Annotated in this window: 17 protein-coding genes; 10 read left to right on the top strand and 7 right to left on the bottom strand. The window is 58.2% G+C overall.

Going from position 1 to position 14,549, the window contains the following annotated elements; genetic code table 11:
• The first annotated feature begins 27 nt into the window (after positions 1 to 27).
• Genes AC2FLU_RS11635 through AC2FLU_RS11610 form a run of 6 tightly spaced genes read left to right on the top strand, consistent with a single transcriptional unit; the run spans position 28 to position 4,713 of the window.
• Positions 28 to 1,746 carry an ATP-binding protein gene (locus tag AC2FLU_RS11635; protein ID WP_496808220.1) on the top strand — a complete coding sequence of 573 codons (1,719 nt, stop codon included), beginning with the start codon at positions 28 to 30 and terminating at the stop codon, positions 1,744 to 1,746.
• Between the two features lie 3 nt (positions 1,747 to 1,749).
• The gene (locus AC2FLU_RS11630; RefSeq protein ID WP_480607892.1) at positions 1,750 to 2,220 is read left to right on the top strand and encodes an HPr kinase/phosphorylase; all 471 of its coding nucleotides are present in this window, start codon (positions 1,750 to 1,752) and stop codon (positions 2,218 to 2,220) included.
• Positions 2,217 to 3,098 carry an RNase adapter RapZ gene (gene rapZ / locus AC2FLU_RS11625; protein WP_480473854.1) on the top strand — a complete coding sequence of 294 codons (882 nt, stop codon included), beginning with the start codon at positions 2,217 to 2,219 and terminating at the stop codon, positions 3,096 to 3,098. The genes AC2FLU_RS11630 and rapZ overlap by 4 nt, the downstream gene beginning before the upstream one ends.
• Positions 3,095 to 3,487 (top strand): PTS sugar transporter subunit IIA, encoded by a 393-nt coding sequence (locus AC2FLU_RS11620; RefSeq protein WP_209506320.1) that lies wholly within the window; start codon positions 3,095 to 3,097, stop codon positions 3,485 to 3,487. Before rapZ ends, AC2FLU_RS11620 begins: the two co-directional genes overlap by 4 nt.
• A 16-nt stretch (positions 3,488 to 3,503) precedes the next feature.
• Positions 3,504 to 3,773: an HPr family phosphocarrier protein gene (locus AC2FLU_RS11615; protein ID WP_209506323.1), complete on the top strand. Its 270-nt coding sequence runs from the start codon at positions 3,504 to 3,506 to the stop codon at positions 3,771 to 3,773.
• Positions 3,774 to 3,813: 40 nt separating this feature from the next.
• Entirely contained in the window at positions 3,814 to 4,713 is a 900-nt protein-coding gene (locus tag AC2FLU_RS11610; RefSeq protein ID WP_480473853.1) for a lysophospholipid acyltransferase family protein, read from the top strand.
• Between the two features lie 47 nt (positions 4,714 to 4,760).
• On the opposite strand, the gene AC2FLU_RS11605 is transcribed toward AC2FLU_RS11610, so the two are convergent.
• Positions 4,761 to 5,636, bottom strand: a complete 876-nt coding sequence (locus AC2FLU_RS11605) for a 3-hydroxybutyryl-CoA dehydrogenase (protein WP_209506328.1) — start codon at positions 5,634 to 5,636, stop codon at positions 4,761 to 4,763.
• 164 nt (positions 5,637 to 5,800) lie between these two features.
• On the opposite strand from AC2FLU_RS11605, the gene AC2FLU_RS11600 reads away from it, so the two are divergent.
• On the top strand, positions 5,801 to 6,604 hold the full coding sequence (locus AC2FLU_RS11600; RefSeq protein ID WP_496808221.1) for a DUF6473 family protein: 804 nt from the start codon (positions 5,801 to 5,803) through the stop codon (positions 6,602 to 6,604).
• Positions 6,605 to 6,663: 59 nt separating this feature from the next.
• Here AC2FLU_RS11600 and AC2FLU_RS11595 read toward each other — a convergent pair whose 3' ends face one another.
• The 6 genes from AC2FLU_RS11595 to AC2FLU_RS11570 all read right to left on the bottom strand — a co-directional run bounded on the left by AC2FLU_RS11595 (position 6,664) and on the right by AC2FLU_RS11570 (position 10,931).
• On the bottom strand, positions 6,664 to 7,593 hold the full coding sequence (locus tag AC2FLU_RS11595; RefSeq protein ID WP_480556008.1) for an electron transfer flavoprotein subunit alpha/FixB family protein: 930 nt from the start codon (positions 7,591 to 7,593) through the stop codon (positions 6,664 to 6,666).
• On the bottom strand, positions 7,593 to 8,351 hold the full coding sequence (locus AC2FLU_RS11590) for an electron transfer flavoprotein subunit beta/FixA family protein (protein ID WP_267364208.1): 759 nt from the start codon (positions 8,349 to 8,351) through the stop codon (positions 7,593 to 7,595). Before AC2FLU_RS11590 ends, AC2FLU_RS11595 begins: the two co-directional genes overlap by 1 nt.
• Before the next feature lie 200 nt (positions 8,352 to 8,551).
• The gene (locus AC2FLU_RS11585) at positions 8,552 to 9,124 is read right to left on the bottom strand and encodes a cob(I)yrinic acid a,c-diamide adenosyltransferase (RefSeq protein WP_480473851.1); all 573 of its coding nucleotides are present in this window, start codon (positions 9,122 to 9,124) and stop codon (positions 8,552 to 8,554) included.
• A complete protein-coding gene (locus AC2FLU_RS11580; protein ID WP_480494604.1) occupies positions 9,124 to 9,327 on the bottom strand; it encodes a twin transmembrane helix small protein in 204 nt (67 codons plus the stop codon). Before AC2FLU_RS11580 ends, AC2FLU_RS11585 begins: the two co-directional genes overlap by 1 nt.
• A 77-nt stretch (positions 9,328 to 9,404) precedes the next feature.
• A complete protein-coding gene (locus AC2FLU_RS11575; RefSeq protein ID WP_480519504.1) occupies positions 9,405 to 10,232 on the bottom strand; it encodes an SDR family NAD(P)-dependent oxidoreductase in 828 nt (275 codons plus the stop codon).
• Between the two features lie 69 nt (positions 10,233 to 10,301).
• Entirely contained in the window at positions 10,302 to 10,931 is a 630-nt protein-coding gene (locus AC2FLU_RS11570; RefSeq protein WP_480623486.1) for an SH3 domain-containing protein, read from the bottom strand.
• A 201-nt stretch (positions 10,932 to 11,132) separates the two neighbouring features.
• On the opposite strand from AC2FLU_RS11570, the gene AC2FLU_RS11565 reads away from it, so the two are divergent.
• From AC2FLU_RS11565 to AC2FLU_RS11555, 3 genes are all read left to right on the top strand, one after another.
• Positions 11,133 to 13,481 carry a DNA topoisomerase IV subunit A gene (locus tag AC2FLU_RS11565; protein WP_496808222.1) on the top strand — a complete coding sequence of 783 codons (2,349 nt, stop codon included), beginning with the start codon at positions 11,133 to 11,135 and terminating at the stop codon, positions 13,479 to 13,481.
• A gap of 99 nt (positions 13,482 to 13,580) precedes the next feature.
• A complete protein-coding gene (locus tag AC2FLU_RS11560) occupies positions 13,581 to 14,174 on the top strand; it encodes a hypothetical protein (protein ID WP_480473846.1) in 594 nt (197 codons plus the stop codon).
• 112 nt (positions 14,175 to 14,286) lie between these two features.
• Positions 14,287 to 14,549 (top strand): GTP-binding protein (locus tag AC2FLU_RS11555; RefSeq protein ID WP_496808223.1); only part of this gene is annotated, 263 nt, incomplete at its 3' end.

The following is a 14,549-nucleotide window of genomic DNA, read 5'->3' as shown; positions in this document are numbered from 1 at the left end:
CACGCCAGCAAGGGGTAATGGGCTCTCGTGCGCGACACCGAAGCAGCAAGCGAACTACGTGACGGTGACGTCGTACTCGGGGATGACTGGGTCATTCCCGACGATTCCGAGTCAGCGGAACTGAGGGAAAAACGTTCTCAGAGAAACCTGTTTTCTCTGCGAGGCTCGCCTTTGGCGCGCAAGATCATCACCTTTAACCTGATCGCGCTGGTGATCCTGGTTACGGGGCTGCTGTATCTGGACGATTCGCGGAAAGAGACGGTTCAGCAAACAGCGCGCAATCTGCTTGGCGATGCGCAGCTGGTCAGCAACGTCTTTGAAACCCAGCTGCGACAGGGTGCGCAACGCACCGCACAGGATGCTGGGAAACTCGACGTAAGAGATACGCTGTCTGGATTGACACTTCCCGAAGGCGGCGAAGTCTTTGTCTATGACGCCAGTGGCACCCTGATTGGCTGGACACGCGGCGCCCCGCAAGCGTCGACCATGCCGGTTCTTCTGCAAACCAATTCCGAGCTGCAAACCGGCAGCACAGTAATCAGCGACACGCTGAACGCGGTGTGGATCGGTGTGTCGAACCTTCTCAACTGGTCGACCGAGGTCGAGGCACCGACGCTGGCACAACGGGTGCAGGGAATAATCCCGCAGGCGCTGGCAGGCCAAAGTCAGGTGCAGGCTGTTCAGGACGCCGCAGGTGAGACCGTGATCGTGGCCGCTGCGCCGATCCTCTACGAAGATACCCCGGCCGGAGCGGTCGCCATCACCGGCCCAGCAGGCGAGATTGACGCATTGGCCCGTCGCGAGCAGGAACGCATCCTGCAAATGTTCGTGGTGGCTTTGCTGGTTTCGGTGGGTCTGAGCCTTGTGCTGGCTTCGACCATCGCCAACCCGCTGGCAGATCTGGCCGCAGCGGCGGAAATGGGTAAGGACCGGGGCACAGGGGTAAATCCGGGGCGCATTCGCATCCCTGATCTTAGCGCCCGTCCGGATGAAATCGGCCGCCTTAGCCGCGCTTTGCGGGGCATGGTAAATGCTCTGTATAATCGGATTGACGCAAACGAACAGTTCGCAGCTGATGTCGCCCATGAAATCAAGAACCCCCTGGCCAGCTTGCAATCCGCTGTCGGTACATTTCGCATGGTCAAGCGCGAAGATCAGCGCGACAAGCTGCTGGCTGTGATCGAGCATGACGTTCGGCGTCTGGACCGGCTGGTCAGCGACATCTCGAATGCATCGCGTCTTGACGCGGAACTGGTCAAGGAAGAAGAGCAACCCTTTGATCTGCTCAAACTGATTGGCAATTTAGGTCAATATCTGGGTGAGGATGCGCGATCGAAGGGGATCGACTATATCACCGATCTGCCATCCGATCCGATTGTCATCAACGGGCTTGAGGCCCGGCTGGCGCAGGTTTTCGTCAATCTGATCACCAATGCCATTTCCTTCTGTGAAGAAAATGACGCGATCAGGGTCTGGGTGCGTCAGCGCGACAACCGTGTTCTTGTCGTGGTCGAAGACACCGGGCCGGGTATTCCGGAACAGGCCTTGACCAAAGTGTTCAAGCGATTCTATTCGCAACGCCCACCCGAGCATTTCGGCAACAATTCGGGGCTCGGTTTGGCCATCTCGAAACAGATTGTCGAAGCCCATGGCGGCGTAATCTGGGCTGAGAATATCCGCCCGACAGAGGCTGATATCACGTCAGACCCGCTGGGCGCGCGTTTTGTGGTGGGGTTGCCCGTATAAACCATGCAAGCAAGTTCTCTGTCAGACGCCAAAGACCGGGACAGCGCTTGTGTTCATGCCTCATGTATAACAGTGGCCGGGCGCGGGCTGTTGATTGTCGGTGCCTCGGGCGCGGGAAAATCGGCATTGGCATTGCAGATGATGACCTATGGGGCAGGGCTGGTTGCGGATGATCGGGTCGAACTGTCAAGGCGGGGCCATCAGGTCATTGCCGCCGCCGTGCCGCAGATACAGGGTTTGATCGAGGCCCGTCACATTGGTTTGATCAAAGCGGATGCATTCGGACCGGTCCCCTTGGACTATGTTATGGACCTGGATCAAAACGAGCCGCAGAGGTTGCCTGCCGAGGCGACAATCGTGCTGCTGGGGCAAACTGTTCCCTTGCTTCGCGGGGCAGGCGTGCCCAACTTGGCCGCAGCGTTGATGCAGCTTCTGAAATATGGGCGTGTACACCCGGAATGGCCGAACAAATGACAGAGCAACGGCGGATCGTGTTGGTTACAGGCCCATCAGGGGCCGGAAGATCCACAGCCATTCATGTCCTGGAAGACCTGGGCTTTGAGGCTATCGACAACTTGCCGATGGGCCTGTTGCTGCGCCTGCTGGACAGTGCGGACAGCGACCGCCCAATGGCGCTGGGCATTGACGCCCGCAATCGCGATTTCTCGACAATCGGGTTTATCGAACTGGCCGAAAGCCTGGGTCGCATGGCGCGGGTGGATTTGACCGTTCTGTATCTGGATTGCAGCGACGACGTGTTGGTGCGCCGGTTTTCGGAAACCCGCAGGCGGCACCCCGTTGCCAAGAATGCCAGCCCTGAGACCGGCGTTCAGCGTGAAAAAGAGCTGCTGGCCCCCATACGCGAGATTGCAGATACCCTGATCGATACAAGCCATCTGAACGTGCATCAGCTGCGGGAAGAAGTTGAAAACTGGTTTGCGCCCCAAGGGGGGCGACATCTGGCAGTTTCAATCGAGTCGTTTTCGTACAAGCGGGGCCTTCCGCGCGGGCTGGACATGGTCTTTGATTGCCGGTTTCTGGCAAACCCGTATTGGCGCCCCGAGTTGCGGGCGGCGGACGGGCGGCACTCGGACGTTGCGCGCTTTGTTCAATCGGATATGAATTACGCACCCTTTCTTGAACGTGTTATGGATTTGCTTACTTTGTTGCTGCCGGCCTTTCGGGCCGAAGGAAAAGCACATCTGTCGGTGGCTTTTGGATGCACGGGTGGGCAACACAGATCCGTCGCAATGGCAGAAGCTGTTGCAAAGGCCCTTGCAGAGGACGGGCAGCAGGTGGCAATTAGACATCGCGAGATGGAACGTCGGTCGTTGAGTGTGAGGTCGGATTGATCGGAATAGTGATCGTTGCGCATGGCGGTTTGGCCCAGGAATACCTGGCCGCCACACAGCATGTGGTCGGACCGCAGCCCGGCCTTGTGGCCATTGCGATCGAACCCGACCACGATAGGGATGAAAAACAGGCGGAAATCTGTCGTGCGGCTGACGAAGTGGATATGGGCGACGGTGTTGTCGTTGTAACCGACCTGTTCGGTGGCAGCCCTTCAAATCTCAGCCTGCGGGCCTGTGCGCCTCAGGATCGGCGGATATTGTATGGGGCAAACCTGCCAATGCTCATTAAATTGGCCAAAAGCCGCCACTTACCCGTTGGTGATGCTGTCCGCCAGGCAATGGAAGCTGGACGGAAATACATCAATGCGCAAAATGTGACTTTGGACTAAAACCGGATTGATGAATATGACCACCCGAAGCCTGAAAATTATCAATGAAAAAGGTCTGCATGCCCGCGCCTCGGCAAAACTGGTCGAGGTTGTGGAAGGTTTCGACGCGCATGCCGAGGTGTCGAAGGACGGAATTTCTGCGTCAGGTGACAGTATTATGGGCCTTTTGATGTTGGCAGCCTCTCGCGGAACAACTATTGACGTCGAGACCTCCGGGCCGGATGCTGAAGCATTGGCAGAAGCTCTGGAAGCGCTTGTGAACGACAAGTTCGGAGAGGGGTTCTAAGCTGCCCTTGCCGGGACAGGAAGAACGGGAAGACCAGGAATTGGCGGAAACGACGCACGAGACCAAGACAAGCCCGGTGGTGGATGGGACCGCAGATCAGGGCGAGATCTACGACCGTAGAACTCTGACCTATGCAAACTCGTTCGATGACGCCTGGACTTCAACGGCCATTCGCGCCATCGAATGGTGCACGGGCAAGCTGACCATTCTGCGGATGGTCAACAAATTCGAGAAAAAGAACGAATTTTATCGTGGGCAGCGGTTCTGGGGTGGCGCGCTTGAGGTGATGGGGATCGACCTGACCACGCCGCTAGAGCAGATCGCCCGTATTCCAAAAACCGGCCCTGTGGTTGTCGTTGCCAACCACCCCCACGGAATGGTGGATGGTATGATTCTGGCCGAGTTGATCGGGCGGGTCCGCAGTGATTATCGCATTCTGACCCGCTCGGTCCTGACGGGTCTGGATGAGGCCGCGACATCTTTCATGATCCCGGTTCCATTTCCGCATGACCCCGAGGCGCAGGCCAAGATGCTGGAAATGCGTGGCAAGGCGATGGACCATCTGAAGGACGGCGGCGTCGTGGCGCTGTTCCCGTCCGGTGTCGTCATGTCATCGGATGACTGGTTTGGCCCCGCAGTCGAGCGCGAGTGGAATGTGTTCACCGCAAAAATGATCCGCCGTTCAGGCGCGCGCGTGGTGCCTATTTTCTTTCCCGGCAGCAACTCGCGATGGTACCAGATCGCCAACAAACTGTCGCCGATCCTGCGGCAAGGCTTGCTGCTGCATGAAATCGTCCGCTCGTGCAAAAAACCGCAATCGCCAGTCATCGGCGATCCGATCTCGGATCAGGACATGGAACAGTTGGAGCGTGACCCGCGTGGTTTCATGACCTGGCTCAGAAACCATACAATGTCGCTGGGCAAGTCAGGCCAATCCTGATCCGTGTCTTCATCTGACCGACACCGTGCTTGGCAAGGGCGGTTTTGTTAACGTGTCGGAACCGGCACCTCGCCGCGATAATCATAGAAACCGCGCTGCGTCTTGCGCCCCAGCCATCCGGCCTCGACGTATTTCGTTAAAAGTGGGCAGGGGCGATACTTGGTATCAGCCAGACCATCATGCAAGACGTTCATGATGGCCAGACAGGTGTCCAGCCCGATGAAATCCGCCAATTCCAAAGGCCCCATAGGGTGATTCGCGCCCAGCTTCATCGATTGGTCGATGGACTGGACGCTTCCGACACCTTCATACAGCGTATAAACGGCTTCGTTGATCATCGGCATCAGAATGCGGTTGACAATGAAAGCCGGGAAATCTTCGGCGCTGGCAGCCGTTTTGCCCAACCGGTCCACCACCGCTTTGCAGGCTTTGAAGGTTTCCTCATCCGTTGCGATACCGCGGATCAGTTCCACCAATTGCATGATCGGAACCGGGTTCATGAAGTGAAAACCCATGAAACGTTCGGGTCGGTCGGTACGGCTGGCCAGACGCGTGATGGAAATGGACGACGTATTCGACGTCAGGATCGTATGCGGCAGGAGGTGTGGCTGCAGATCTTCGAAAATGGCCTGTTTGACCGTTTCCCGCTCGGTCGCAGCTTCGATCACCAGATCGGTCTGTCCCAGCTGCGGCAATTCAAGGGTGGTTGTAATACGCTTCAGGGCCGCCTGCATCGCATCGTCAGTGATCTTGCCGCGTGATGCCTGACGCGCCATGTTGCCTTCGATCGTGGCCATTGCGCTGTTTAACGCATCCTGACTGACATCATTCAGCAAGACATCGTATTCCGCCAAAGCCAGAACATGAGCAATGCCGTTGCCCATCTGACCCGCGCCAATCACCCCGACCGATTTAACTTCCATGTTCAGCTGCCTTTGCCCTGGAGGATACCGGGACAGTATCGGCAGACCGGGGCAGGCGGCAAGGGGATCGAACCGGTCAATTTTGCTTCAAATGCGCGCATTAGGAGATTCTCAATACCTAAGGCCGCAAATTGGCATTTGGGTGAAAATGTGGGGGGCTTGGTATGAGCTTTCATCGGGTCAGCGACAGCACAGAGGCCGCGTGCCAATATGCAGGATCAAACCTTTGGTTTCGGGCACCGCCCGGAAATCTTGAGACGCCCTATGTGGCCTGTCTGGGGGGAGAAGAGACGTTTGGCCGGTTCGTGGAATATCCATACCCGGCATTGCTTGCAAAAAGATTGCCGCAGCCTTGTATCAATTTTGGCAGTCTTTTTTGCGGGGCTGAGGCACTGCTTGCTGATCCGGGGGTCTTAAATCTTGTCAACGGATCGGACCTTTGTGTGCTGCAAGTGCTGGACGTGCCTTACCAGTCGAACAGGTTTTATCGCGTGCATCCGCGTCGGAATGATCGGTTTCTTGAACCCTCGTGCGACCTGCTGGACTTTTATCCCGAGGTCGATTTCACGGAAATCCACTTTGTCAGGCATTTGCTGGAACGGTTGCGTGTCATAAAGGACGCGCGCTTTGAGGTTGTGGCACAGGAGTTGCGAGAGACTTGGTTGCGCAACACATCCGAGCTGATACGCCGGATCAAGCCGGGGGTTGTTCTTCTCTGGCTGCATATACAGCGACAGGAAGACCGGCATCGCGACCTTGTCCTGCCCGACGCTGACATGATCGAACAGGTTCGACCGCTATGTGCCGATGTCGTGGAATGCTCGGTCAGTGTGTCCTCCTTGTCAGACGAGATCGAGGACGTGTTGTTCGGGACGCTGCAACAGCCTGTGGCCGAGCATATGCTCGGCCCCTCTGCGCATAGAGTGATTGCCTTGAAGCTTGAGGCGGCTTTGAGGGGATTGAATTGAAAAAGGCCCGCTTGGTGGCGGGCCTTTGGTGATTGTGGGGCTAAGATCCCGGGCTGTGTTCAGCCGAGTTTTTCGGTCAGTTCCGGGACCGCCTGGAACAGGTCGGCGACCAGTCCGAAGTCGGCGACCTGGAAGATCGGTGCTTCTTCGTCCTTGTTGATCGCAACGATGACCTTTGAATCCTTCATGCCCGCAAGGTGCTGGATTGCGCCCGAGATTCCGACCGCGACATACAGATCAGGCGCAACAACCTTGCCGGTCTGACCCACCTGCCAGTCGTTCGGGGCATAGCCCGAGTCCACAGCGGCGCGCGATGCGCCAACCGCTGCACCCAGCTTGTCAGCCAGAGCTTCGATCAGCTTGAAGTCGTCTTGCGAGCCGACACCACGGCCGCCCGAGACAACAACGCCTGCCGAGGTCAGTTCTGGCCGGTCGCTTGCAGCCACCTTGTCTTCGACCCACGACGACAGGCCGGGATTGTCGCCGACCGAGATGGTCTCGACCGCAGCCGAGCCGCCGGTCCCCGCCGCATCGAAGGACGCGGTGCGGATGGTGACGACCTTCTTGGCGTCGTTCGACTTCACGGTCTGGATCGCATTGCCCGCATAGATCGGGCGCTCAAACGTCGAGCCGTCAACCACGCCCGAGGCATCCGAGATCACCATCACGTCCAGCAGGGCTGCGACGCGCGGCATCACGTTCTTGGCGTCGGTGGTCGCGGGGGCCACGATATGCTCGTACCCATCGGCCAGACCCACGATCAGCGCGGCGGTCGATTCCGCCAGGCGATGACCCAGCGACGCGTCTTCGGCCACCAGCACCTTGGACACGCCGTCGATCTTGGCGGCAGCCTCGCCGGCAGCGGCGGCCGAGCCACCTGCGGCCAGAACGGTCACGTCACCCAGCGCCCTGGCGGCGTTGACGGCCTTGGCGGTGGCGTCCAGCGCCAGTTCGCCATTGTTGACTTCGGCAAGCAGAAGTACAGCCATTACACAGCCCCCGCTTCTTTGAGTTTCGAAACCAGCTCATCCACCGAGCCAACGATGATACCTGCGGCCCGTGCCGGCGGTTCTTCGGTCTTGACGATTTCCAGGCGCGGCGTGACGTCGACGCCGTAATCGGCGGCAGTTTTCTCGTCCAGCGGCTTTTTCTTCGCCTTCATGATGTTGGGCAGCGACGCATAACGCGGCTCGTTCAGGCGCAGGTCAACGGTCACGATGGTCGGCATCTTAACGCTGATGGTCTGCAACCCGCCATCCACCTCGCGGGTGATCTTGGCGCTGTCGCCTTCGATATCCAGTTCCGAGGCAAAGGTGCCCTGCGACCAGCCCAACAGGGCCGACAGCATCTGGCCGGTGGCGTTCATGTCGTTGTCGATCGCCTGCTTGCCCGCCAGAACGATGCCGGGCTGCTCTTCCTCGACCACTTTGGCCAGGATCTTGGCAACCGCCAGCGGCTCGATATCGGTGTGCACATCATCCGTCGCAACAACCAGAATCGCGCGATCAGCCCCCATGGCCAGCGCGGTCCGCAGCGTCTCCTGCGCCTGCTTCACACCAATCGAAACGGCAACAACTTCGTCTGCCTTGCCAGCCTCTTTCAGGCGAATGGCCTCTTCAACCGCAATCTCGTCGAACGGGTTCATCGACATTTTGACATTGGCGAGATCAACACCGCTACCGTCCGCTTTCACGCGGACCTTCACATTGTAGTCAATCACGCGTTTGACAGGTACCAGTACCTTCATTGTAGCGCTTTCTCCTCAAAAAAACGGCAAGCCGCGAAGGCGACTCCACCAATGCTCTCGTCGGACTTGATAACGTCTGCTGCACCCGCAAAACAGAGCAAAATCGTCACGTCGTCGCGTCGGGACGTCGCGTTTTGCAGTTTTTTACCTTGAGGCACGCAAGATTGTTGCCCGCATTGTGCCTATTTTCTGGGAAATATTCAGCGGTTCGCGCCAGGAACCCACAGCACGTCGTCCTTGCCATCGTTGTTTGCGCAACGGGCCGCGACGAAAAACCAGTCACTTAGCCGGTTGAGGTATTTGACGGCCACATCGTTAACCGGTTCCATATTTGTCAACTCGACTGCCAATCGCTCGGCGCGACGCGATACGGTGCGGCACACGTGCAAATGCGCGGCCAGCCGCGCCCCCCCCGGCAGGATAAAGCTGCGCAGCGGTTCCAATGTTTCGTTCATGATGTCAATTTCGGCTTCCAGCCGGTCGATCTGAGCGGATACGATTCGCAGCGGTGGATAGTCCGCTTCGGCATCCTTCTCCATTTCAGGGCGGCAAAAATCTGCACCAAGATCAAACAGGTCGTTCTGAATCCGCGACAGGGCGGCATCGACTTCGCCTTCAGCCTCGGTGCGGGCCACGCCAACAAAAGAATTCAACTCGTCCACTGTTCCGTAGGCGGCAACGCGTCCCGAATACTTTGCCACACGCTCGCCATTTCCCAGTGCGGTTTTGCCATCGTCGCCGGTGCGTGTGTAGATTTTGTTCAGTACAACCATTACTGTACTCCTTGCCCGCGTAGATAGACGTAAATCACGATTAAAATAACGGCGATGAACTGAAAGAGGATGCGCAGGCGCATCATCTTGTTGCTTTTCTTAGCTGCTTCCATGCCGCCTTTGCCGAAATTCGCGATGCCCAGGGCTAACACAACGACAACCGCCGCCATGGCCAGAAGCAGAATGACCATTAAAGGGTCCATTTAAAGTCACCGTCCGGTTTTTTCGATTATCACCCATCTAGCGTCAAGGCACCGAAAAGCGAACGGGAAATAACGTCTCAGATATCCGAAAGGATGCGGTCCGTGGCTTTTGTTGGCAGAATCCGGCGCAGAACCCCTGCGACATATGTCGGGGTGGTTACATAGTAGCGTGGTTTGGGGCGGCGCGCCTCGACCGCATGGGCCAGCTTGTCGGTGACGGCGGAGGCGGGCAGTTCGAACCGGTCCGGTGCACTGTTTTCGTATAACCGCTTCAGCAGCGAACCTTCGTATTTTTCCCGCAGGGCCGAGTTCTCCCAGTCGATGTACTTTTCGAACACCGGGATTGCCTTTTCCCTGAGCTTCGAGGTGATCGGGCCGGGCTCGATCAAAACGACCTGAATGCCGGTATCCCGCAGCTCCAGCCGCAAGGTGTCGGTCAGTCCTTCGATGGCGTATTTGGTGGCGACATATGCGCCGCGCCAGGGGAAGGCGACAAGGCCCAGTACCGAGGAACATTGCACGATCCGGCCGTGGCCCTGCTCGCGCATGACGGGAATAACCTGTCGGGTCAGCTCGTGCCATCCAAAGACATTTGTTTCAAAGATATGGCGCAGAGCGTCTGTCGGGACGTCTTCAACCGCACCAGGCAGTCCATGCGCGCCGTTGTTGAACAGCGCGTCCAGCGTACCGCCCGTTGCTTCAAGTACGTATGACAATCCCGAGGAAATGGTGTCTTGGTCAGTATAGTCGATTCTTGGGCTTTCAAACCCTTGCGCGCGCAGGCGATCACAGTCGCGCTGCTGTCGGCAGGATGCAAACACACGCCAGCCTCGTGCACGCATTCCGTGTGCTGCGTCCAGCCCAATGCCCGACGAGCATCCCGTAATAAGAATCGATTTCTGCATGTGCCTTCCGAAGTTGAACCCCGCCAAAAGCTAGGGTGGGGTTTGCGGCAGGGCAATGACGTCCGGGCGTCAGTTTGATGTTTTCCGGACAAGTGATGCTGAAATCCACCCAACCTGTTGCGCGGGCAACACGCGCAGGCGCAGCCAGCCGGTGCCGGAGTCACTCAGGACCTCGACCCGTTGGCCAAGCGCGGCCTTGCCGATGATGGGATAGATCGTGCCGGGGCCATCGCGCAGATTAACCCGGGTGCCCGAAATTTCGCGGATGTCGGTCTGGGCCTCGGCAGGCGTGGGCAGTTCGACGACGGGCAACTCAGCGTCGGTGATCACCTGCTCCAGTGCGGTCACACCCTGTTCCAGTGACGCCAGGGTCAGTGTCACGCTTTCGTCCTGGAACAACGAAGGATTGGCCTTCAAGCCAGCCGCGACCTGCGAGAGGAGGGCCTTTGTTTCGGTCTCGCCCAACTGGGTTACCGCCTCGGCAACAGGTGGATCCGCCAGAGCGGGTTTGACGGCGGCCCGGGTGACCAAATCTTCGACAGGTGCAGGTTCAACGACCGGGGCAGCCGGTTCGGCCACGACAACCACGCGTTCCGGTTTGGCAGGGCGTACGCCGCGCGGTTCAAAATCGGGGCCGCCGCTCATCACGTAAAAGGTCCAGCCGAGCGCGGCAAAGGTAACAAGTATCAGGCGCGTCATGGCGCATCCCCCAAAGCAATCGTAACATCAACAAATGGCAGCAAATCAATTGATGAGATCTTAGCATATTTTGGGTGACGAGTCGAAAAATGGGGGAAAACAACACGGTGTCTCCCCCTGTTGCAAAAAGCACGACTTTTCCCCAGCAATTTATGTGCTGCTCGCTTTACCAGGGCGCACTTGCGTCGTATCACATCATATATGAACGATACGATCGATGACCCCAACATGGAGGCCCCTGCAGGTGGGGGCGAGGTAGCTGAACCGCTGCGCCGCGCGATTGGTGAGCGGTATCTGACCTATGCACTGTCCACTATCATGCACCGGGCGCTGCCCGATGCGCGGGACGGGTTGAAGCCGGTTCACCGCCGAATCCTCTATGCGATGAGAGAGTTGCGACTCAGTGCAACCGGAGGTTTCCGGAAGTCTGCCAAGATTTCCGGCGACGTGATGGGCAACTATCACCCGCATGGCGACGCCGCGATCTATGACGCGATGGCGCGTCTGGCACAGGATTTCAACGTCCGCTATCCGCTGGTCGACGGGCAGGGCAATTTCGGCAATATCGACGGCGATAACCCGGCGGCCTCGCGCTATACCGAAGCGCGGATGACCATCGTGGCCGAGGCGCTGCTGGAAGGGTTGAACGAAGACGCCGTTGATTTCCGCGACAATTACGACGGCACCCTGACCGAACCGGTCGTCCTGCCCGCACAGTTCCCGAACCTGCTGGCCAATGGCGCAAGTGGTATCGCGGTGGGGATGGCGACGAATATCCCGCCGCACAACATCTCGGAACTCTGCGACGCCTGTCTGCATCTGATCAAGACACCGGACGCGCGCGACGACACGTTGCTGAACTACGTGCCCGGCCCTGACTTCCCGACCGGTGGCGTGATTGTCGAGCCACCCGAGAATATCGCGCAAGCCTATCGCACCGGGCGCGGTTCGTTCCGTTTGCGCTGCAAGTACGAGGTCGAGGACTTGGGGCGCGGACAGTGGCAGATCATCGTCACCGAGATTCCTTATCAGGTTCAAAAGTCCAAGCTGATCGAAAAGATCGCGGAACTGATCCAGACCAAGAAAATCCCGATCCTTGCCGATGTGCGGGACGAATCCGCCGATGACATCCGCCTGATCCTCGAGCCGCGCTCCAAGAATGTGGACCCTGAGGTGCTGATGGGCATGCTTTATCGCAACTCGGACCTCGAGGTGCGGTTCAGCCTGAACATGAACGTGCTGATCGACGGGGTGACGCCCAAAGTCTGCTCGATGAAGGAAGTGCTGCGCGCTTTCCTTGATCACCGGCAAGAGGTGCTGATCCGCCGCTCGCGCCACCGCATGGCCAAGATCGACCACCGGCTGGAAGTGTTGGAGGGCTTTATCGTTGCCTTCCTGAACCTCGACCGTGTGATAGACATCATCCGCTACGACGAAGACCCCAAAGCCGCGCTGATGCGCGAGGATTGGGGGATCGACCACATCCGCGCCACCAGCGAGGCCGACTATGTCTCACCCAAACCGGGCGAGGGCGAGTTGTCCGAGGTTCAGGTTGACGCGATCCTCAACATGCGCCTGCGCAGCCTGCGCCGTCTGGAAGAGATGGAGCTGGTTCGAGAACGCGATGAGTTGATGCTGGAACGTGCCAACCTCGAAGACCTGTTGGCCGACGAAGGCCTGCAATGGGCCAAGATTTCCGAGCAGTTGAAAGAGACGAAAAAGACCTTCGGCAAAGATTACGAAGGCGGCGCGCGCCGCACGCGGTTCGCCGAAGCGGGTGAGGTCGAAGAGGTGCCGCTTGAGGCGATGATCGACCGCGAACCGATCACGGTCGTCTGCTCTCAGATGGGTTGGATTCGCGCCATGACCGGTCATATCGACCTGACCCGTGAATTGAAGTTCAAGGATGGCGATGGGCCGCGCTTTATCTTCCATGCGGAAACGACCGATCGGTTGCTGGTCTTCGCTTCGAACGGGCGGTTCTATACAGTCAGCGCGGCCAACCTGCCCGGCGGGCGGGGCATGGGCGAACCCCTGCGCCTCATGGTCGATTTGCCGAACGAGGCACGGATCATCGATATCCTGATCCACAAACCGGGGCGCAAGCTGCTGGTGGCCTCGGATGCGGGCAACGGGTTCATGGTGCCCGAAGATGACGTGCTGGCCCAGACGCGAAACGGCAAGCAGGTGCTGAACGTCAAGGTCGACGAAACAGCAGTGATCTGCAAACCGGTCGAGGGCGACCACGTTGCAATCGTGTCCCAGAACGGCAAGTTCCTTGTCTTCCCGACAGAAGAATTGCCCGAAATGACTCGCGGCAAGGGCGTGCGCCTGCAAAAATACAATATGGCACGCGGGCGGCAGGGAACGCTTGAGCTGGACGGCGGTCTGTCTGACATCACCACCTTCAACTGGGAGGAGGGCCTGAAATGGTCCATGGGAGGCGACAAGACCCGGCATGAGGCAGATATGTCCCAATGGCTGTCCAAGCGCGCCAGCGTAGGGAAAAAAGCGCCTTACGGCTTCCCGCGGGACTATAAGTTTTCGTGATCCGACCCCGGTTGCGGTAGAAATCCACCGATACGGCTTGGCACAACCCGTATCGGTGCGCTACACCCAATAAAAACAGGCCTATCGAGACAGAGAGACATGTTGCGCATTCTGACCCTAATCACCGGATTGGCCCTGATGGCCGCATGCACGCAGACGCAGGTTTATGAACCGCCTGAATCGCTGGGTGAATTCAAGCTGCGGGTCAACTACGCGTTCGCTGACAAGGCCGTGCAAGGGCCAGTATCCCGCGATGCAACACCCGACGAATGGACGAAGGCCATCCAGAATGCAGTCGATATTCGTCTGGGCCGTTATGAAGGTACGCAGGAATATGACATCGGAATCAGCCTGGAAGGCTACATGCTGGCGCCCCCGGGAATCCCGATCATCTACAATCCCAAAAGCACTGCGATTGTGCTGGTCAACGTTTATGACGTGAAGAAAGAAAAGTTTCTGGCAAAGGGAAAGCAGTTCCAGGTGCTGGAAGACACGACCGGAGGCAGTGCGCTGAAAGGGTCGGGGCACGAGCGTACCAAAAACGAACAGATGGCCGGTCTGTCACTGAAAGTAGCCGACCGGGTCGAAGAGTGGCTGGCTGAAGAACATGAAGAGAATGGCTGGTTCGAAAAACGGCCAGACCTGATCCAGCCCCTCGATTCCACCGAGGTTACGCAAAATCCGGCGGGATAACCGCATTTCCCTCAGGATGTGCTTGATTTTCCCCTTTGAACCAAATATCTCGCGCGCGCAGATAGTAACCCGGGACCAAGGGTCCCCCAAATCGCAAAAGGGCGCCTGAGGAATGGCAAAGGAAAAGTTTGAGCGTACAAAACCGCACGTCAACATCGGCACGATTGGGCATGTTGACCACGGCAAGACGACGCTGACCGCAGCGATCACCAAGTATTTTGGTGACTTCAAGGCGTATGACCAGATTGACGGCGCGCCGGAAGAGAAAGCCCGCGGCATCACCATCTCGACCGCGCATGTGGAATACGAGACCGACGCGCGCCACTATGCGCATGTCGACTGCCCCGGCCACGCCGACTACGTCAAGAACATGAT

The sequence above is a fragment of the Ruegeria sp. SAZD013 genome (genome assembly GCF_059612525.1).
Note: the sequence above shows the minus strand (reverse complement) of the source record. Positions and strands in the feature narration are given on the sequence as shown.